The 19,594-nt window shown below is 69.0% G+C and carries 16 protein-coding genes; 7 read left to right on the forward strand and 9 right to left on the reverse strand.

Annotated features, from left to right (window positions below; genetic code table 11):
• Positions 1-56: 56 nt before the first annotated feature.
• Positions 57-1,487, reverse strand: a complete 1,431-nt coding sequence (locus W7U_RS11650) for an NAD(P)/FAD-dependent oxidoreductase (RefSeq protein WP_008258131.1) — start codon at positions 1,485-1,487, stop codon at positions 57-59.
• Positions 1,480-3,225 (reverse strand): DUF3556 domain-containing protein, encoded by a 1,746-nt coding sequence (locus tag W7U_RS11655; protein WP_008258133.1) that lies wholly within the window; start codon positions 3,223-3,225, stop codon positions 1,480-1,482. The genes W7U_RS11650 and W7U_RS11655 overlap by 8 nt, the downstream gene beginning before the upstream one ends.
• 248 nt (positions 3,226-3,473) lie before the next feature.
• Between W7U_RS11655 and W7U_RS11660 the strand changes: the two genes are divergently transcribed.
• The 4 genes from W7U_RS11660 to W7U_RS11675 all read left to right on the forward strand — a co-directional run bounded on the left by W7U_RS11660 (position 3,474) and on the right by W7U_RS11675 (position 8,724).
• Positions 3,474-4,214, forward strand: coding sequence for a lysophospholipid acyltransferase family protein (locus tag W7U_RS11660; protein WP_231504897.1), 741 nt, complete (start codon positions 3,474-3,476; stop codon positions 4,212-4,214).
• 3 nt (positions 4,215-4,217) lie between these two features.
• Positions 4,218-5,849 (forward strand): acyl-CoA ligase FadD12, encoded by a 1,632-nt coding sequence (fadD12, locus tag W7U_RS11665; RefSeq protein WP_036429009.1) that lies wholly within the window; start codon positions 4,218-4,220, stop codon positions 5,847-5,849.
• Complete coding sequence (locus W7U_RS11670) at positions 5,849-7,120, forward strand: alpha/beta hydrolase (RefSeq protein WP_036429011.1); 1,272 nt, start codon at positions 5,849-5,851, stop codon at positions 7,118-7,120. The genes fadD12 and W7U_RS11670 overlap by 1 nt, the downstream gene beginning before the upstream one ends.
• A gap of 209 nt (positions 7,121-7,329) precedes the next feature.
• On the forward strand, positions 7,330-8,724 hold the full coding sequence (locus W7U_RS11675) for an HNH endonuclease signature motif containing protein (RefSeq protein ID WP_008258163.1): 1,395 nt from the start codon (positions 7,330-7,332) through the stop codon (positions 8,722-8,724).
• 66 nt (positions 8,725-8,790) lie between these two features.
• Here W7U_RS11675 and W7U_RS11680 read toward each other — a convergent pair whose 3' ends face one another.
• The 5 genes from W7U_RS11680 to uvrC are packed head-to-tail and all read right to left on the reverse strand — an operon-like array spanning position 8,791 to position 15,154.
• A complete protein-coding gene (locus W7U_RS11680) occupies positions 8,791-10,191 on the reverse strand; it encodes a wax ester/triacylglycerol synthase family O-acyltransferase (protein WP_008258164.1) in 1,401 nt (466 codons plus the stop codon).
• A 52-nt stretch (positions 10,192-10,243) separates the two neighbouring features.
• On the reverse strand, positions 10,244-11,221 hold the full coding sequence (gene whiA / locus W7U_RS11685) for a DNA-binding protein WhiA (RefSeq protein ID WP_026071328.1): 978 nt from the start codon (positions 11,219-11,221) through the stop codon (positions 10,244-10,246).
• The gene (locus W7U_RS11690) at positions 11,218-12,294 is read right to left on the reverse strand and encodes a YvcK family protein (protein WP_008258166.1); all 1,077 of its coding nucleotides are present in this window, start codon (positions 12,292-12,294) and stop codon (positions 11,218-11,220) included. Before W7U_RS11690 ends, whiA begins: the two co-directional genes overlap by 4 nt.
• Positions 12,291-13,202 carry an RNase adapter RapZ gene (rapZ, locus tag W7U_RS11695; RefSeq protein WP_008258167.1) on the reverse strand — a complete coding sequence of 304 codons (912 nt, stop codon included), beginning with the start codon at positions 13,200-13,202 and terminating at the stop codon, positions 12,291-12,293. Before rapZ ends, W7U_RS11690 begins: the two co-directional genes overlap by 4 nt.
• Positions 13,199-15,154, reverse strand: a complete 1,956-nt coding sequence (gene uvrC / locus W7U_RS11700; protein WP_008258168.1) for an excinuclease ABC subunit UvrC — start codon at positions 15,152-15,154, stop codon at positions 13,199-13,201. Before uvrC ends, rapZ begins: the two co-directional genes overlap by 4 nt.
• Before the next feature lie 103 nt (positions 15,155-15,257).
• Between uvrC and W7U_RS11705 the strand changes: the two genes are divergently transcribed.
• The 3 genes from W7U_RS11705 (at position 15,258) to W7U_RS11715 (ending at position 18,528) form a co-directional block, all read left to right on the forward strand.
• A complete protein-coding gene (locus tag W7U_RS11705; RefSeq protein WP_008258169.1) occupies positions 15,258-16,430 on the forward strand; it encodes a cupin domain-containing protein in 1,173 nt (390 codons plus the stop codon).
• A 183-nt stretch (positions 16,431-16,613) separates the two neighbouring features.
• Positions 16,614-18,086, forward strand: a complete 1,473-nt coding sequence (locus W7U_RS11710) for a PPE family protein (protein ID WP_008258170.1) — start codon at positions 16,614-16,616, stop codon at positions 18,084-18,086.
• Positions 18,087-18,189: 103 nt separating this feature from the next.
• Positions 18,190-18,528, forward strand: coding sequence for a hemophore-related protein (locus W7U_RS11715; protein ID WP_008258171.1), 339 nt, complete (start codon positions 18,190-18,192; stop codon positions 18,526-18,528).
• Between the two features lie 91 nt (positions 18,529-18,619).
• On the opposite strand, the gene W7U_RS11720 is transcribed toward W7U_RS11715, so the two are convergent.
• Together W7U_RS11720 and ribH are read right to left on the reverse strand one after the other, a co-directional pair.
• Entirely contained in the window at positions 18,620-19,090 is a 471-nt protein-coding gene (locus tag W7U_RS11720; protein ID WP_008258172.1) for a PH domain-containing protein, read from the reverse strand.
• A complete protein-coding gene (ribH, locus tag W7U_RS11725; RefSeq protein ID WP_008258173.1) occupies positions 19,087-19,569 on the reverse strand; it encodes a 6,7-dimethyl-8-ribityllumazine synthase in 483 nt (160 codons plus the stop codon). The genes W7U_RS11720 and ribH overlap by 4 nt, the downstream gene beginning before the upstream one ends.
• Positions 19,570-19,594 lie beyond the last annotated feature (25 nt).

The following is a 19,594-nucleotide window of genomic DNA, read 5'->3' on the forward strand; positions in this document are numbered from 1 at the left end:
ACCCGTTGCCGCGCTGGTACATCGGCCGTGACGTCGGCCACACGCGGCCCGTACCGCTAGGCCGGATTGCGGCGCTCGCGCAGCCAGCCCAGGGCCGCCTCGGCCGCGTGGTAGCCGCACAACCCGTGGATGCCGGCCCCCGGCGGGGTGGACTGCGAACACAGATAGACACCGGGGACACCGGTCGCGTACGGGTTGACCGAGACCCGCGGCCGCAGGATCACCTGGAGCCCGTCGTTGGCGCCGCCGATGATGTCGCCGCCGACGAAGTTGGGGTTGTAGGCCTGCAGATCGGCGGTACCGCTGGTGACGGTGGCGACGACGCGGTCGCGGAATCCGGGCGCGAAGCGCTCGATCTGGTCAGTGATGATCTCGGTGGCATCGCCGGTGTAGCCGAACGGCACGTGGGCGTAGGCGTAGATCGGGTTGATATTGCCCGCCGAGCGCGACGGGTCGGCCAGGTACTGCTGCCCAAGGATGATGAACGGCCGCCGGTACATCCGTCCTTGCGACCGCTCGCGTTCGCTGTGTGCGATCTCGGCGAATGTCCCGCCCAGGTGCACGGTGCCGGCGTGACCGCAGTCGGGATTGGTCCAGGGAATGTGGCCCTCGATGGCGTAGTCGACCTTGAAGGCCGAGGACCCCTGGCGGTAGCGCCGGTAGGAGCGCTTGATGCGGCCGGGCATGGCGTCGCCGTAGAGCCGCAGCGTCGCGGCCGGGGTGAGGTCGAGCATGACGATGTCGGCGTCGGGAATGTCTTTGCGGCTGGTCACCGTGACGCCGGTGGTGATCGCAGCGCCGTGTTCGGCCAGGACGGCTGCTAGCGCCGCGATGATCGAACCCGATCCGCCCGCAGCCACCGGCCAGCCGTAGTGGTGCCCGCTGGCCATGAACATCAGCGCCATTGCGGCCGTCAGCGGCCGGTCGAGCCGGGTGTAAGCGTGCGCGGCCTGGCCGCCGTATAGCGCGCGCACCCGCTCGGTGCGAAACCAGCGGGCCAGCACGGTCGCCGGCAACAGCGCGCGCGGCCCGAAGGCAGCAAGCCGGATGGGGTGGTGCGGAACATGCAGGACCGGACGCATCAGGTCTTGGCACAGCTCGTCGAAGCCGGCGGCGAGATCGCCCACCGCGAGCCGCCACCGCCGTCCGTCGGCGCCCATTTCGGCCACGGTTCGGTCGATCGACCGGCACAGCAACCCGGCGGTGCCGTCGTCGAGCGGATGCGCGCAGTCGACCTCCGGCCACTTCCAGGTCAGCCCGTAGCTCGGCAGGTCGATCTCCTGCCAGAACGGTGAACCCACTGCCATCGGATGCGCAGCCGAGCAGACGTCGTGGATCACCCCGGGCACCGTCAGCTCGGCCGAGCGCGCTCCCCCGCCGACCGTCTCGCCGGCCTCCAGCACCTGCACGTCGACACCGTGGCGGGCGAGCTGGATCGCGGCGGCCAGCCCGTTGGGCCCGGCGCCGACGACGACTGCCCTAGCCATGGGCGCCATCAATGACGTGGACGGGGCAGTCATCCCCGGGCTCGGGCCACGGCTGGCGGGTCAGCATGTCCTTGACGTCGACGTAGCCCGCCTCGATCAGGCCGGTCTTGGCGTCGAAGATGCGATACGACTGCCGATGAACGTGGATGGGCTGACCCTCCAGGACGATGACCCGGACGTCGCCGTCCTCGAAGCGGCAGCGGCGTTGCACCGCCTCCACCAGTTGCTCGTTGTGCAGGTGGCCCTCGCCGAAGTTCCACCCGACGAGCGGCCCGGCAACGATTTCGCCCTCACGGATCTTGTAGTCGGCTTCGTCGTCGATCGCGCGCGGCAGCAGCCCGTTGAGCGCCCGGCCATGCACGTGCATCGCGCGGAAGGCGGCGATCTTGTCCGCCAAGACTTCGGCGGTTTCCGGGTCGTAGAGCCTCGCCAGCTGATTGACGACGAGCGCGGAGCTCTTCACGATGTCGGCGTCGATCTTCTCCTCGGCGCCCGCGCGGAAGCACCACACGCTGGTGGCCCAGTTGCCGGCGTAGTACCGCATCGCCGGGAGGAACGAAATCTTTTCGGGGAACATGTTTCCCACGATGACCACCACCACCGCGAGGATCACGAGGGCGAGCAGCACGGGCGAGCGAAGATCGGTGGCCCGGACCGCGCCGTAATGCCCGAACAGATAGAACAGCGAGAAGATGAAGAACACGTTCCATTCCAAGGGGACTCCCATCGGGAGGTTGGAAATGATGTTGAGATGGAACAGCACCATGAACCCGATCAGAAACCACCGCCACGGGTGATCGGCGGCGACGAAGACCAGCACCGTCGGAACCACGAATTCCGCTGTGGTGCCGCCGACGTGGGCCATCAGCTTGGGCAGCAGCGACGGTCGCAGGTCATTGACATGGTCGAGGTAGAGCAGGTGCTTGATCGGAGTGAACACCCGGCTTCGCAGCAGCGCGTTGTTGCTCGTCATCACCGCCACCACGTAAGGGAAATGATGGTTGAGCTTGGAAACCGCTGCGCCCCACCACAAGCAGAGCATGATGAGCTTGCAGGCCGCGATCTGATCGGTGAACGGGAAGAAGAACACGAACAGCTTCAGCCAATAGTGTTCGCCGCGGGCGGCCAGGAAGACCGTCTTGTCGCGCAGACCCAACAGGGCCAGCGCCACGATCGTCGGGATGACCCGCACGGGGTCGATCAGGCCGACATCGACCGCGGTGGTGACCGGCCCGCCGTGACCGGGCGACAGCAGCGCCCACACCCCGCCGATCAGAACGATGGCATACAGCGCGACGTCGAAGGCGGTGCGCGTGTCGCCGCGGGTGAACGGAACCTTGCCGGGCCAGGCCGGTAGCCGAATTGTGTTGGGTCGCAACCAGTAAAGGATGCCGCCGATCGGTGGCATGAACCGCCCGGTCAGTGGCCCGGATCCGCAGCCGAGGCCGGTGACCTCGAACAGCAGCGTGAAGATGACGGCCTTCTGGTAGACGATGGGTTGCGTCCACCAGTCGCCGATGCGGCCCAGACCGCCCAGGCCGGGGGTAAGCGAGATGATCGCGGCGGGCGCGGCGACGTAGAGGGCGATCTTGAGCAGGTAGAGCAAATACACCGCGTATGGCGTGCCGAAGCCGTGTTCCGCCCAGTGCCGGGTCACGACTTGCAGCCGGGTGGCACGGGGCAACGTGGGCCAGGTGCTGCGGTCGACGTCCGGAAGCTCCGGTGACATGAATCCCATGGGCGGCCTCGTTCCTGTCGGAAAACCAGCTGGCCCATCGAATGTATCGGCACCGCAGCCCGCTCAACGGCTTACGCGGGCGAAAATGGCGAAACACCATGACGGCGGCGCTTCCTTGGTCGCTACCATCGAGGGACTCGACTCGGCACCTGGCCCGGCGCGAGCGTCAAGGGAGGAACGTGACCGACAGCGACAACGCCGACGGCGGGGACATCGGCAAATTCGACCCCGTCTTGACCCAGCGCCTGATGGCGGTGATGCGCCCGGTCTTGAAGACGTACTTCCGGTCGGAGGTACACGGCCTGGACTCGTTCCCGCCCGGCGGTGCGCTGGTGGTCGGTAACCACTCCGGCGGCATGTTCCCGATGGACGTCCCGATCTTCAGCGCCCACTTCTACGACAAGCTCGGCTACGACCGGCCGGTCTACACGCTGAGCCACGACATCCTCATGACGGGCCCCACCGCGGACTTCTTCCGGCGCACCGGATACATCCGGGCCAACCGGGAGAACGCGGCCGTCGCGCTGCGGTCCGGCGGGGTGGTGATCGTGTTCCCCGGCGGCGACTACGACGCCTACCGGCCCACGCTGTCGGAGAACGTCATCGACTTCAACGGCCGCAAGGGCTACGTCCGCACCGCGATCGACGCCGGCGTCCCGATCGTGCCCGCGGTGTCGATCGGCGGGCAGGAGACGCAGCTCTACCTGACGCGCGGCACCTGGCTGGCCGAGCGGCTGGGCATCAAACGGTTGCTGCGCAGCGCGATTCTGCCGGTGTCGTTCGGTTTCCCCTTCGGCCTGAGCGCCGTCATCCCGCCCAACCTGCCGCTGCCGACCAAGATCGTGACCCGGGTGCTGAAGCCGATCGACATCGCCGGCAAGTTCGGCGAGGACCCCGACATCGACGAGGTCGACGAGTACGTGCGGTCGGTGATGCAGGAGGCGCTGACCGAGCTCGCCGCCAAGCGCCGCTTCCCGATCCTCGGCTGAGTCATGCCAAATCCTTTGAGCGAGACCCTTGGTCTGATCGGCACCATGCGCCGCGCCGGACTGATCGCGCCCATGCGCCCGGATCGCTACGTGCGGATCGCCGCGGCCATGCGCCGCGAAGGCATGGGCATGACCTCCGGGTTCGCCAGCGCCGCCCAACGCTGCCCGGAGCGGCCCGGCCTGATCGACGAGCGGGGCAGCCTGACCTGGCGCGAACTCGACGAGCGGTGCAACGCACTCGCCGCGGCGCTGCAGGGGTTGCCGTCGGGCCAGCCCCGGGTCGTCGGGATCATGTGCCGCAATCACCGCGGATTCGTCGAAGCGTTGGTGGCGACCGACCGGATCGGCTCCGACATCCTGCTGCTCAACACGTCGTTCGCCGGGCCGGCGCTGGCCGACGTGGTGACCCGCGAGGGCGTCGACGCCGTCATCTACGACGAGGAGTTCACCGAGACGGTGGACCGCGCGCTGGCCGGCACGCCTGACGCGACCCGCATCGTGGCGTGGACCGATGCCGAGCATGAGCGCACGGTCGAGGGGCTGATCGCGGCCCGGGCAGGCGCGCAACCGAAGCGCACCGGGCGCAAGGGCAAGATGATCCTGCTCACCTCCGGCACCACCGGAACCCCCAAGGGCGCCAAGCAATCTGGCGGCAACGCGGGAATCGGCACGCTGAAGGCGATCCTGGACCGCACGCCGTGGCGGGCGGAGGAGCCCATCGTGATCGTGGCGCCGATGTTCCACGCCTGGGGCTTTTCCCAGCTGCTGCTCGCGGCGTCGTTCGCCTGCCCGGTGATCACCCGGCGCAAATTCGACCCGGAGGCCACCCTGGACCTGATCGACAGGCACAAGGCGACCGGCCTGGTGGTGGTGCCGGTGATGTTCGACCGGATCATGGATCTGCCGGCCGAGGTGCGGCGCCGCTACAGCGGCCGGTCCCTGCGGTTCGCCGCGGCATCCGGTTCGCGGATGCGCCCCGACGTCGTCACCGCGTTCATGGACGAGTTCGGCGACGTGATCTACAACAACTACAACGCCACCGAGGCGGGCATGATCGCCACCGCCACGCCGGCCGACCTGCGCGCGGCGCCCGACACCGCGGGCCGGCCGGCTGGTGGAACCGAAATCCGCATCCTGGACCCGGAATTCAACGAGCTGCCCGCCGGCGAGGTCGGCAGCATCTACGTGCGCAACAACACCCAGTTCGACGGCTACACCTCGGGCAGCACGAAAGACTTTCACGCCGGATTCATGTCGTCGGGCGACGTCGGGTATCTGGATTCCGCGGGACGGCTGTTCGTCGTCGGCCGCGACGACGAGATGATCGTGTCCGGCGGCGAGAACGTCTACCCGATCGAGGTGGAGAAGGCGCTCGCCGCACATCCCGACGTGGCGGAGGCGGCGGTGATCGGCGTCGACGACGAACAATACGGCCAGCGACTGGCGGCGTTCGTGGTGCTGGAGCCGGGCGGCCACCTTGATGAGAAGGCCACCCCTGACGCCCTCAAGCAACACGTGCGGGACAACCTCGCCAACTACAAGGTGCCGCGCGAGATCGCGGTCCTTGATGAACTTCCCCGCAGCAGCACCGGCAAGATCCTGCGCGCGGAGCTGCGAGCACGGGTCGGCGGCTGATGCGGTTTACCCGGATGGTCAGAAGGCCCAGGCCACTGGTGCGCGCCACGCTGGAATTGGCCAACGCCGCCAACGGTTTACGGCCGCTGGCCCGCAAGGGCTACAGCACGGTGCTGGTGTTCTGGTTCGGATGGCCGGCGTCCGAGGTGCCGGGCGTGTACTTCTCCGCTTCGCTTTTGGACGTGCTGCGGCGCGGGCGCCGCGGCGACTTCGCGGGACGTCGCGGGAAGGTGGCGCTGGCGCTGACGGCGGCGTCCTGGGCCATCCTGGCGGTGATCAAGTATCGCGGCGTGACGACCCCCGGGCCGGTGCTGGAGGCGGGGCTGCGCGAGCAACTCGGCGACGACTATGAAGAGGCGCTCGACAAGCTGCCGCAAACCAAGCCCACCCGCAGCGGGCGTCGCACCCTGCCGCTGGGCAATACGGTGGCGCGGCGCCGCTACGTCGAGAAGACGAACGTGGTGTCCTACGGGCCGCACGGCCGCGCCAATCTGGCCGACATCTGGCGCCGCCACGATCTACCGCGCGACGGCAAGGCGCCGGTGCTGGTGCAGGTGCCCGGCGGCGCGTGGGTGATCGGAATGCGCCGGCCCCAGGCCTATCCGCTGATGAGCCACCTGGCCGCGCGCGGTTGGGTGTGCGTGTCCATCGGCTACCGGGTGTCGCCGCGGCACACCTGGCCCGACCACATCGTCGACGTCAAGCGCGCGCTGGCCTGGGTGAAGGAGAACATCTCCCGCTACGGCGGGGATCCGAATTTCGTGGCGATCACGGGCGGTTCGGCCGGTGGCCATCTGTGTTCGCTGGCGGCGCTGACACCCAACGACCCGGCGTTCCAGCCGGGCTTCGAGGACGCCGACACGTCGGTGGTCGCCGCGGTCCCGGTGTACGGGCGCTACGACTGGTTTTCCACCGAGGGCGAGGGCCGCCGCGAATTCGTGGAGTTGCTCCAAAAGTTCGTCGTCAAACGGAAATTCAGCACCCACCGCGACATCTACGTCGACGCCTCACCGATCCGTCGGCTGCGCGCCGACGCGCCACCCTTCTTCGTCCTGCACGGCCACGACGATTCGCTGATCCCGGTGGGCGAGGCGCAGGAGTTCGTCGAGGAGCTGCGCGCGGTGTCGAAGTCGCCGGTCGCCTACGCCGAATTGCCGCACGCCCAACACGCTTTCGACATCTTCAGTTCCCCGCGGGCCCACCGTTCCGCGGAGGCCGTGGCGCGGTTCTTGTCGTGGGTGTACGCGACGCGTCCGCCCCAGCGCGACTAGGACGGCTCGCCGCCGCCCGAGGCGGTGCCCCGAGCAGCGCTCCGGCGCCCCGGGCCGTCGGCTCTCGCGCCCCGGGCCGTCGGTTCTCGCACCTCCTGCCGACGCGGTTTCGGATATCGGAAACGTATATTGAAATCCCTTGTGTCACTGTTGTTTCAGTGGTCACAATGCGGGGTTTTGTGTCGGTGGCGCTTCGTAATGTCTGCGGTATGAGTTCGGGCGGCATCATCGATCGGGACGCGATCAGCGCGGCCTTCGACGCGCTTGATGCCGCCATCGAGGGCGTGGCGGGGCTCAGTTTTGATGCGCTGGCTCCTCGGGAGTGCCTGGCGCTGTTGGAGCGCTGCGAAACCGTGCGCCGCCGATTGCCCGTGCCTGAGCATGCGTTGATCAATCACCTGGCCCGCCAAGCCAGCATCCAAGAGCTCGGCGCCCCGCTGGATCAGGCGATCGCCGACCGGTTGCGGATCAGCCGCGCCGAAGCCGCCCGGCGGGTCAAAGACGCCGCCGATCTGGGCCCACGCCACGGCCTGACCGGTGAACCCTTGCCCCCAGTGTTGGCGGCCACCGCCGCCGCTCAACGCCGCGGTGAGTTGGGTGCTGCCCATGTGGCGGTGATCCGCAGATTCTTTCGCCGCCTGCCCGGCTGGATCGACACGGTCACCCGCGAGCGCGTCGAAGCCGACCTGGCCGGTCACGCCGCGTATCACCGGCCCGACGAACTCGACGGCCTGGCCCACGTCCTCGAAGATTGCCTCAATCCCGACGGCCTCTTCACCGACGAGGACCGCGCCCGCAAACGCGGGGTGACCCTGGGCCGCCAACAACCCGACGGCATGTCGGAGTTGCGGGGCCTGATCACCCCCGAACTACGGGCCACCTTCGAAGCCGTGGAGGCCAAACTCGGCGCCCCGGGCATGTGCAACCCCCTCGACGACACCCCCTGCGTCGACGGCACGCCCAGCCAAGACGCCATCGACGGTGACACCCGCTCGAAGGCTCAGCGCGGCCACGACGCCCTGCTGGCGGCGCTGCGTGGGCTGTTGGCCTCCGGGGAGTTGGGTCAGCACAACGGATTACCGGCCTCCATCATCGTCACCACCACCCTGCAAGAGCTGGAGGCCGCCGCCGGGCGAGCGCTGACCGGCGGGGGCACCATCGTGCCCATGAGCGACGTGATCCGCCTGGCCCGCCACGCGCATCATTACCTGGCCATCTTCGACAAAGGCAAGGCCCTGGCGCTCTACCACACCAAACGGCTGGCCTCCCCAGGGCAACGAATCGTCTTGTACGCCAAGGACCGCGGCTGCACCGCCCCGGGCTGCACCGTCTCGGGTTACTACTGCGAGGTGCATCACGTCACCGACTACAGCAAGTGTCACAGCACCGACATCAACGACCTCACCTTCGCCTGCGGCCCGCATCACCGCATGCTCGACCCCGGCGGCTGGACCACCCGCAAGAACACCCGCGGCGGCACCGAATGGAAACCACCACCCCACCTCGAGCGCGGCCAACCCCGCACCAACACCTACCACCACCCCGAAAAACTCCTCCACCACGAACACGACGACGACGAAGCCGACAATCCGGGGGCTGCATAACACTTTTTGCGATCGCCTAGGTCCGATGGCGGCGCCTCATAGTCGCGAGATCGCCTGGCAGCACGCCTAGCTCGAGCTGTTCTCCCGCGCGGCGGCCTTTTCGAGGTCGGTGAGCGCCGGCTCGATGCGATCGGCCATGTCGTCGATGTCGTTGGCCACCTCGGGCGTCGTCACGAAGCCGAAGTCGAGGTAATCCGTGTAGGAGAAGCAGGTGATGTTCAGCGCGACGTCCATCACCGGCGGCCCCAGCGGCACCAGCGAATCGAGCTTGGCGCCGGCCATGTACAGCGGGAACGACGGGCCGGGAACATTCGAGACAACCAGGTTGATAGGGGCCAGGTTTCGCGACAGACCGCTGGCGGTGTAGGCCCGCGCGGCCAGCCCCAACAACCCCGGCGGCGTCGTCTCGGTCAGCCCCATGATCTGGTGCGCCGACAACGCCTTGGCCATCAGCTTGGCGTTCTGGGTGCTTTCGTGGATGGACCGCAGCCGCTCCCCGGGGTCTTCGATGTGGGTGGCCAACGAGACGGTCATCGAGCTCACCTTGTTGCCGACGTCATCCTTGTTCTCGTCGGTGCGCGTCGACACGGGGATCTGCGCGATGAGCGGTTTGGCAGGCAGCTCACCGCGTTTGAGTAGGTAGTCGCGGGCGGCGCCGGCCACCAACGCCAGCACCACGTCGTTGAGCTTCACACCATAGGCGTCCTTGATGACCTTGGCGCGGGCCAGTTCGACGCGGCAGCCGGTGATGCGCCGGTGTGGCGAAACCGGCGCGTTGAAGCGGGTTTTGGGCGCTTCGAAGTAGCGCGGCGGCCTGCTGCGCACGCCCAGCGTGGCGATCTGCTGGCGCACGGTCTGCTCCACCAGCCGCGCGACGCGGAACGGCGTCTTGACGCCGACGTTGATGAGCGCGCCCACCGCCCGCCGCTCGATGCCCGGAATATTCAACCCCACCAGCGATCCGACCGTCTCCTGTTGCGGCGGTCGCGGTTCCGGCGTGACGTCCAGCAGGATCTCACCCAGGCCGGCGCCCGAGACGCCGTCGACGATGGCGTGGTGCATCTTGGTCAGCGACGCGATCCGGCCGCCCTCGACACCCTCGATCACCCACATCTCCCACAGCGGCCGGGCTCGGTCCAGCTTGTAGGACATCAACCGCCCCACCAGTTCCTCGAGTTCGCGCCGGCCGCCGGGCGCCGGAACCGCGATGCGCCGGATGTGGAAGTCGGGGTCCAGGTCCTCGTCCTCGACGAACCACGGCCGGTCCAGGCCGAATGGCGCCCCGGTGACGCGCCACCGCAACTGCGGCAATTCCGGCAGCCGCTCGATGATCAGCTCGCGCAGTCGCGCAAAGCTGTACTCGGAGCATTCCTTCGGGTCGCAAATCGCCAGCGCCCCCACGTGCATGTGCCAGCCCGCGGTTTCGGCCGACCAAAACGCCGCATCAACGCTCGAAAGCCGTTTCATTCCCCGACCGTAGCCCCCGCCACCCCTTGCGAACAGCGATTCGCGCGACCAGTTAGGCGTCTTCCAGCAAATCCGGCGTCACCGCCGACTCGGTGTCGGGAATGCCCTCGATCTTCGCCTTGCGGTCGGCCATCGACAGCAACCGCCGAATGCGGCCGGCCACAGCGTCTTTCGTCATCGGCGGGTCGGCGAGCCGGCCGAGCTCCTCCAGCGACGCCTGACGATGCTCGACGCGCAGCTTGCCGGCCGAGGCCAAATGGTCGGGGACGGTGTCGCCGAGGATCTCCAGCGCCCGCTCCACCCGGGCGGCCGCCGCGACCGCCGCGCGCGCCGAGCGGCGCAGGTTGGCGTCGTCGAAGTTGGCGAGCCGGTTGGCCGTGGCCCGCACCTCGCGGCGCATCCGGCGCTCCTCCCACACCAGCCGGGTGTCCTGGGCGCCCATCCGGGTCAGCAACGCGCCGATCGCCTCGCCGTCGCGCACCACCACCCGGTCGGCGCCACGCACCTCGCGGGCCTTCGCGCTGACCCCCAGTCGCCGCGCCGCGCCCACCAACGCCAGCGCCGCCTCCGGGCCGGGGCAGCTGACCTCCAGCGCCGAGGACCGACCCGGCTCGGTCAGCGACCCATGCGCCAGGAAGGCCCCCCGCCACGCGGCCTCGGCGTCGCCGACGCTGCCGCCCACCACCTGGGCCGGCAGCCCGCGCACCGGGCGGCCGCGGTTGTCGAGCAGCCCGGTCTGGCGGGCCAGCGCCTCACCGTCGTTGGCCACCCGCAACACGTACCGGGTGCTTTTGCGAATTCCGCTGGCGGACAACACATGCACGACGGCGGTGTAGCCGTAGAGTTCGAAAATGTCTTTGCGCAGCCGCCGGGCGACATTGCCGAGATCGACCTCGGCCTCGACCACGACGCGACCGCCCACGATGTGCAGCCCGCCGGCGAACCGCAGCAGGGATGTGACCTCCGCCCGGCGCGCGCTGACCGATTTCACGACCAGGCGGCTCAGTTCGTCCTTGACTTCGGTCGTCATCGCCACGAGTCGTCACCCCTTGCTCCGCTGCCGGCGGGCCCATCCCCACCTGGTGGTGGTTTTGCACCGTCGACCCGAATATCCGCGGTGGCCGTGGCCGGAGCCGCTTCCGGACCCTTGCGGGCCGCCCGGACCCCGTCCAGGGCCGCCGCGAGCTTGCCTGGATCATGTAAAGGTGTACCAGGTCGGGACACGTCGGCGAAGTGGACCTCGGCATGCAGCAGGGTGGCGGTGCGGCGCAGTTGCTCGCGTTCCCGCTCACTCGGCACCCGGTCGGCGTCGATGATGATGTCGTGCACGGTGAATCCCGGAGCGTGCTGGGCCAGCACGTGCAGATGACGCTCGACGGAGAACCCGGCGGTCTCCCCGGGCTCGGCCACCAGGTTGAGCACCAGGGCGCGGCGCGCGGACGTCGCCCGCAGCGCCGCCGCCAGCTCGGGCACCAACACGTGCGGGATCACGCTGGTGAACCACGAGCCGGGGCCCAGCACCACCAGGTCGGCGGCCATGATGGCGTCGACGGCCTGCCGGGTGGCCGGGGGGTGGTCCGGCAGCAGCCGCACCCGGCGCACCTTGCCCGGGGTGGTCGCGATCGCCACCTGGCCGCGGATCACCCGGAACATCCGCGGGTCGCCTTCCAGGCCGGACACGTCGGCCTCGATCTGCAGGGCGATCGGGCACATCGGCAGCACCCTGCCCTTGACGCCCAGGATGCGCCCGAGCTCGTCGAGGGCGGCCACCGGGTCGGCCAGCACCTCCGACAGGCCGGCCAGCATCAGGTTGCCGATCGGATGCCCCGCCAAAGCGCCACTGCCGCCGAACCGGTGCTGCAGGATGGTCGCCCACAGACGCCCATGCGGGCTGTCAGAAGCCAAGGCCGCCAACGCCATTCGCAGGTCGCCGGGCGGCACCACCCCTAGTTCGCCGCGCAGCCGGCCCGAGGATCCGCCGTCGTCGGCGACGGTCACCACGGCGGTGACGTAGGGGGTGAGGCGCCGGGCCGCCGACAAGGTCGCGTACAGGCCGTGTCCGCCGCCCAGCGCGACGATGCCCCGGTTGAACGGCTCGCTCATTCGCGACCCAGATCCCGGTGCAGCACGCGCACCGACAGCTGGTGATCCGCGTTCAGCAACTGCATCAATTGCTCGGCGATCGCGACACTGCGATGCTTCCCCCCCGTGCAGCCGATGGCGACCGTCATATAGCGCTTGCCCTCCCTGCGGTAGCCGTCCACGACCAGAGATAGCAGTCGATGGTAGGCGTCGAGAAACTCGGCCGCGCCGGGCTGGCTCAACACGTAATCCCGCACCGCGGGATCCTGCCCGGTGCGTGGGCGCAATTCGTCGACCCAGTGCGGGTTCGGCAGGAATCGCACGTCCATCACCATGTCGGCGTCCATCGGCAGGCCGTACTTGAAACCGAACGACTCGACCGTGACGCTGGTGGTCGCGCCGGCGTCATTGCCGAACGCCCGCTCGATGGTCTCGCGCAGGCCCCGCACCGACAGCGTCGACGTGTCGATGATCAGGTCGGCGGTGGCGCGCACCGAGGCGAGCATCCGGCGCTCGGCCGCGATGCCCTCGGCCAGCGTCTGATCGCCCTGCAGCGGGTGGCTGCGCCGATTCTGCTCGTAGCGGCGCACCAACATGTCGTCGGATGCTTCCATGAACACCACCCGCGGGGCGATGTTGCGGGTCGCCAGCTCGGTGCGCACCGAATCCAGATCTCCGGTGAAGCCCCGCGACCGCACGTCCATCACCACCGCCAGCTGGGTGATCCGCGACCCCGCGTCCATGCCGAGGTCGACCATGCGGGTGATCAGCTGCGGGGGCAGGTTGTCGGCCACATACCAGCCGAGGTCCTCGAGCACCTTGGCCGCCGTACCCCGCCCGGCCCCGGACAACCCCGTCACGAGAACGACGTCGATACCGGCCGGGGCGTCCACCGAGTGATTCCCCGCCAACTCGCCCGGACCCGTCATTGCGCGGCCCTGGACTCGTCGGGGGCCTGCTCGGGTCGCAGCGCCTCCAGGACGGCGGTGGCGGTGGCGACGCCGATGCCGGGAACCGCGGTGATCTGGTCGACGGTGGCCTCCTTGAGGCGGGCTATCGATCCGAAATGGCTTACCAGTGCCTTACGGCGATGTTCTCCCAATCCTGGCACCGAATCCAGCACCGATGCCGTCATTCGCTTGGATCGCTTGCTGCGATGGTAGGCGATCGCGAACCGGTGCGCCTCGTCGCGCACACGCTGCAGCAGGTAAAGACCCTCGCTGTTGCGCGGCATGATGACGGGGTCGGGTTCCGAGGGCACCCACACCTCTTCGAGCCGCTTGGCCAGCCCGATCACCGCGACGTCGGTGATGCCGAGCCCTTCGAGCACCGCGCTGGCCGCGTTGACCTGCGGCGCGCCGCCGTCGACGACGTACAGGTTCGGCGGGTAGGCGAAGCGGCGGGACTTCCCTTCCGGCGAAAGCATATTCGGGTCGTTCTGCTCGCTGAGGTGGCGCGCGAAGCGGCGCCGGGTCACCTCGGCGATGGAGGCGACATCGTCGGAGCGCCCCTGTCCGGCGGCCTCCCGGATGCTGAAGTGCCGGTAGTCCGATTTGCGTGGCAGACCGTCCTCGAACACCACCAGCGAGCCCACCACGTCGGTGCCCTGCACGTGGCTGATGTCCACACATTCGATGCGCAGCGGCGCCTCGGACAGCCCGAGGGCTTCCTGAATGTTCTGCAGCGCAGCGGATCTGGCGTTGAAGTCACCGGCCCGCTTCAGCTTGTGTTGCTGCAGGGCTTCTTTCGCGTTGCGCTGCACGGTTTCGGCCAGCGCGCGTTTGTCACCGCGCCGCGGCACCCTTAAGACGACCCTGGACCCGCGCAGGCCGGACAACCAGCTCGTCAGCTCGTCGGCGTTGGACGGCAGGCAGGGCACCAGCACCTCCCGAGGCACCGGGTTCACCGATTCGTCTGCGGCGCCGCCCAATTCGGCCTGCTCGCCGTAGAACTGCGTCAAAAACTGCTCGACCAACTGCTCCTCGCCGGAATCGCCCGGGTCGGCGGACTTTTCGACGATCCAGCCGCGCTGACCGCGGACCCGCCCGCCGCGCACGTGGAACACCTGCACCGCGGCCTCGAGGTCGTCGTCGGCGAAGGCCACCACGTCGGCGTCGGTCCCGTCACCGAGCACCACGGCCTGCTTTTCCATCGCCCGCTTCAGCGCGCCGAGGTCGTCACGCAGCCGCGCGGCCCGCTCGAAATCGAGACGCTCGGCCGCGGCGTTCATCTGCTGTTCGAGCTCGCGGGCGAACCGATCGGTCTTGCCCGACAGGAAGTCGCAGAAATCGTCCACGATCTGACGATGCTGTTCGGCACTGACCCTGCCGATGCACGGCGCCGAGCATTTGTCGATGTAGCCCAGCAGGCACGGACGGTCGATCTGCCTGTGCCGCTTGAACACTCCCGCCGAACAGGTGCGCGCCGGGAACACCCGGGTGAGCAGGTCCAGAGTTTCCCGGATGGCCCACGCGTGCGAGTAGGGGCCGAAATACCGGACGCCTTTGCGGCGCGGGCCGCGATAGACCATCAACCGCGGGAATTCCTCATTGAGGGTGACCGCCAGCACCGGATACGACTTGTCGTCGCGGTAGCGGACGTTGAACCGCGGGTCGAATTCCTTGATCCAGTTGTATTCGAGCTGCAGCGCCTCGACTTCGGTGTTGACCACCGTCCACTCGACCTTGGCCGCGGTGGTGACCATCTGCCGCGTTCGCGGGTGCAGACCGGAGATGTCGGCGAAGTAGGACGTGAGCCGGCTGCGCAGGCTCTTGGCCTTGCCGACGTAGATGACCCGGCCGTGCGGATCCCGGAATCGGTAGACGCCCGGCTCGACCGGGATGGACCCGGGCGCGGGGCGGTACGTGGCGGGATCTGGCACAGATCCAGGCTAGTAGCCGGGAACGACGTGCCGAGAAAGGCGGGTGCCGGTCTACTGTGGTGCCCACGAACGTTGGGGAGGCCGGGAAGGGTTGGGAGGAACAGTGGCCGCCGAGTCCTCGCTCGCCTGGTTGCTGCGGCCGGTTTCGGTCGAGGCGTTCCTCGACGAGATCTGGGCGATCAGGCACCACCACATCCAGCGCGGCGAGCCGGGCTACTTCGACGGCCTGCTGCCCGCGGCCGACGAACTCCTCGAGCAGATGCGAGCGGAGCCGTCGGCCGTGCGGCTGGTGAAGGGCGGCCAGGACAGGGATCCGGCGAGCTATCGCCGCGGCGACGGCAGCCTCGACCCGGACCGCGCCCGCGAGGGCCTGGCCGACGGGTACACCATCGTGCTGAACGGCCTCGAGCGGTACCTGCGCACGGTCGCCACGCTGTCGCATTCCCTCGAGGTCGAGCTGAACTTCCCGACGCGGGTCAACGCCTACGTCACGCCGCCCGACGCCACCGGCTTTGCCCCGCACTACGACCCGCACGACGTGCTGGTCCTGCAGATCCGGGGATCCAAGACGTGGCATGTGTCCACCGGCGCCCCCGTGCCGCCACACGAGATCGAAAGCCGCAAGGGCGTCGGGACGGACGGGCCCGCGGCGGCGACCGACGTGTGCCTGCGCGCCGGCGACGTGCTGTATCTGCCACGCGGCCAAGTGCATTCGGCCGAAACGCGCTCGGAGCCATCCGTCCATCTGACGATCGGGCTGCACGCACCCACCGTGCTCACGCTCGTCACGCACGCGCTCTACGCGCTGAGCTTGCGCGACCCCCGGCTGCACACCCGCCTGTCGCCGCGCCACCTGGACGACGCGGGCGCCCGCGCCGGCCTGGGAGACCTGGTGCACGACACCCTGCGCACCGTCGAGGGCCCCGACATCGTCGCCGACGGCCTCGGCGCATTGGAGGACGTCCTGGTCCGGCGCGGCCGATGCCCACCGGTCGGGCGGGTGAGCGACACGGCCGGAATCGACGCCCGGACGCTGGTGCGCAAGCACCAGCCGCTCTACGCGCGGGTGACCCGCGCCGGCGATCGCGTTGTCCTGCACTTCGCTCAGCTGTCCGTGGCCGCCGGCCTCGACCACGAGGCCGCGATGCGGTTCCTCGCGTCCAGCACCGAGCCATTCCGGGTCGGCGAACTGCCCGGCCTGAGCGCCCCGCAGCAGACGGGGTTGGTTCAGACGCTCCTGTTGAACGGGTTCCTGGCCCGGCTGTCCACTGACTGACAAATACCTTCGCATTTCCGGTGAAAGTCGGGGATCGTATCCGTATTTGCGGACACTCTGGCGATAAGCTTCATGACATGCGGACCGCTGTCCGCACCGCGGCCGCCCTCGTCACTGCCACGCGACATCGGCGCCGCAGCCTTCGAACGAATCGCAGTGTCGCAACGACGAGGGTGGCCAACGATGACGATGCCGATCTGGGCGGCCTTTCCACCGGAAGTGAATTCGGCGGCGCTCACCACCGGCCCGGGGCCCGCCTCGTTGTTGAACTCGGAGACGGTGTGGCTGAACTTGAGCGCCGAATACGACTCGGCGGCTACCGAACTCAGCGAGTTGTTGGCCGAGGTGCAGGCCGGGACGTGGCAGGGCCCCACCGCGGAGAAGTTCGTGGCCGCGCACGTGCCGTACCTGGCCTGGCTTTTGCAGAACAGCGCCAACGCCACGGCGGCGGCCCTCGAGCACGACACCGTGATCGCGGCGTACAACGCCGCGGTGGCGGCCATGCCGACACTGGCGGAGATCGCAGCCAACAAAGCCCTGAACGCCTCCCTGATAGCGACGAATTTCCTTGGTGTCAACACGATTCCGATCGCGCAAAACGAGTTCGAGTATTTGCAGATGTGGCTGCGGGCAGCCACCGCGATGGCGATGTATGAAGCGGTGTCCCAGACCGCGATGACGTGGGTCCCGCCCACCGCGCCACCCCCGCCGATCCAGCTGACCAACCCCCCGAACCAAGATGCGGGCGGGGGGGCAAATCAGCTGAGCTGGTGGGTAGATCGCGTGCAGATGGTCGCCCAAGAACTCACCACGGACCTGAACCAGCCTGGGTCCAACCCGTCCACGGCCATCCACAGCCTGCTGACTGACCCGCTACTCCTCAAGGTTCCGCACTGGGCGGGCGAGTCGCTTTACACCTTCATTCCCCAAGTGCCGCAGTTGACTCAGCTCTCGGTCGGGCTGATCGTCCCCTTCCTCCCCGTCGCCGGGGCGGCCGGCCTGGCGGGGCTGGCCGGGCTGGCCGGCGTCGCGCCGCCCGCGCCCACCCTGCCCGGTGCGGCGGCCGCGCCGGCGCCGTCCCACACGGGCGCGCCCGTCGCGATGGCGCCCGGCCTGAGCGCCCCGGCCCCGGCCGCAACACCGGCCGCGGCGCCCGCGCCCGCACCGGCGACGGCCCCGGCGTCCGCCGCGGCGCCCGCGGCGCCACCCGCGACCGCCGTCGCCGGCTTCGATTACCCCTACGTCGTCGGCCCGCCGGGCATCGGCGCCGGTGCGAACCTCGCGGCCGGCGCGCGGTCCCAGCAGAGATCGGCCGAACCCGGCACCGCGGCCGCGGCGACCGCCCCGGCCCGGCGGGAACAGGCCCGCCGCCGGCGCCGCCAGCGGCCCGGCCTGATCGACCCCGGCCGCCGCCACGAATACCTCGACGCCGACCCGGAGCTCGATGCCGCCGGCAAAACCACGGCGACGGCCTCGGACCGGGGGGCGGGGCCCCTGGGGTTCGCCGGCACCGCCCGCGGGCCCGATGCGGCCCCAGTGGGGTTGACCACAATCGGCGCCGATTCCTTGGACGACGGACCCCGGATGCCGCTGCTACCGAGCAGCTGGGGCCCCGAAAGCGAGGGGGCGGAACCGGGGCAGACGGACGTCCCCTGAGCGGCCCGTACGCGTTGCCGGCGGTTTGGGCGGCGCCGGTTCTGGCTACCAAGCCTCTAACTCAACGTTAGAGTGGGGGCACAGCAATGGAGGGAGTCCGTAAATGATGAAGCGCTCGTGGGCCAAACTGGCCGTCACCGTCGGCGGCCTGGCTTTGGCGTCGACCGCTGGGGCCGGGGTCGCATCGGCCAGCCCCGATTACGGTCCGATGATCAACACGACCTGTAGCTACGACCAGGCGATGCGGGCCGTACACGCGGAGAACCCGATGGCCGCCCAGTACCTCGACCAGTCGCCGCCGAACCAGCAGTTTTTGCAGCAGTACCTGGCGTCGTCGCCCGATCAGCGCGTGAACCTGCTGCACGCGATCGAGCACAACCAGGGGGCCCAGCAGGCCCTGCCGATTTTCCAGCAGATGATGACGGACTGCACCCGATACTGAGTGCCTCCGATACGGGTCTCCGACTCAAGCGTTAGGTAGTCAGGCGGCGGGCCGCTGCGGGTACGCAGCGGCCCGCCCGCCTATACGGTGATCAGGAGGCTGGCAGGTCCGGCCGATAGCGCGTCAGCAACGCGCGCACCGTGTCCATAGCCTCCACCGCGCGGCCCTTGTCGACGGCCTGGATGGCCATCACCGGGATGTACTCGTCGTCGGGCAAGTCGATGCGCGCCCAGCGGTGGCCCACCGGAAACGAGACATCGACGACATCGGGCCACTCGATCAGCTTGTCTCCCAGCAGGTTTCGCACCGATACGCCCGACGGCCCGACCCGCAGCCGGGGGCGGGCGAACAACAGCACGATGCCGGCGATGACCAGCCCCAGCACCGCGATCGCCACCTGGTCGGAAGTCTGAAAAACCACGCCGGTCGATCTCGCCTTGAGCAACAGCCCCACCACGATGTGCGCGCCGGCGATGAGCACCGCAGCCCCATAGGCGAACAGCGGCGTGCGGTGGGGACGCAACACCGCATCCCAGGTCTCGCGGTCGGGAGGCTCAGTCACGACCGAGCGCGCAACTCACGCAGGGTCAGCGCGGTGGTCAGGGCCGCCAACGTGGCTTGGGCCCCTTTGTCCTCGGCCGATTCCGGAAGGCCGGCGCGGTCCAGTGCCTGCTGCTCGGTGTCGGTGGTCAGCACCCCGTTGGCCACCGGTGTGGAAGTGTCCAGCGACACCCGGGTCAGGCCTTGGGTCACCGCATCGCAGACGTATTCGAAATGCGGTGTCTGCCCACGGATCACGACGCCCAGCGCGACGACGGCGTCGTGGTTGCGGGCAAGCTCCTGGGCCACCACCGGAATCTCGATCGCGCCGATCACCCGGACCACCGTCGGATCGTCGACACCCGATTCCGAGGCCACCTTGCTGGCACCCGCCAGCAGTGCGTCGCAGATCTCGCTGTGCCAGGTACTCGCAACGAGGGCCAGTCGCAGGCCGGACGCATCGAGCGGGGGAACCTCCGGCACCCCCTCGGCGGGGCTCATGGGCGCCGCTCCTGCGCATCACTTC

Source organism: Mycobacterium sp. H4Y (assembly GCF_000364405.1).
In the GTDB taxonomy this organism is placed as follows: Bacteria; Actinomycetota; Actinomycetes; order Mycobacteriales; family Mycobacteriaceae; genus Mycobacterium; species Mycobacterium intracellulare.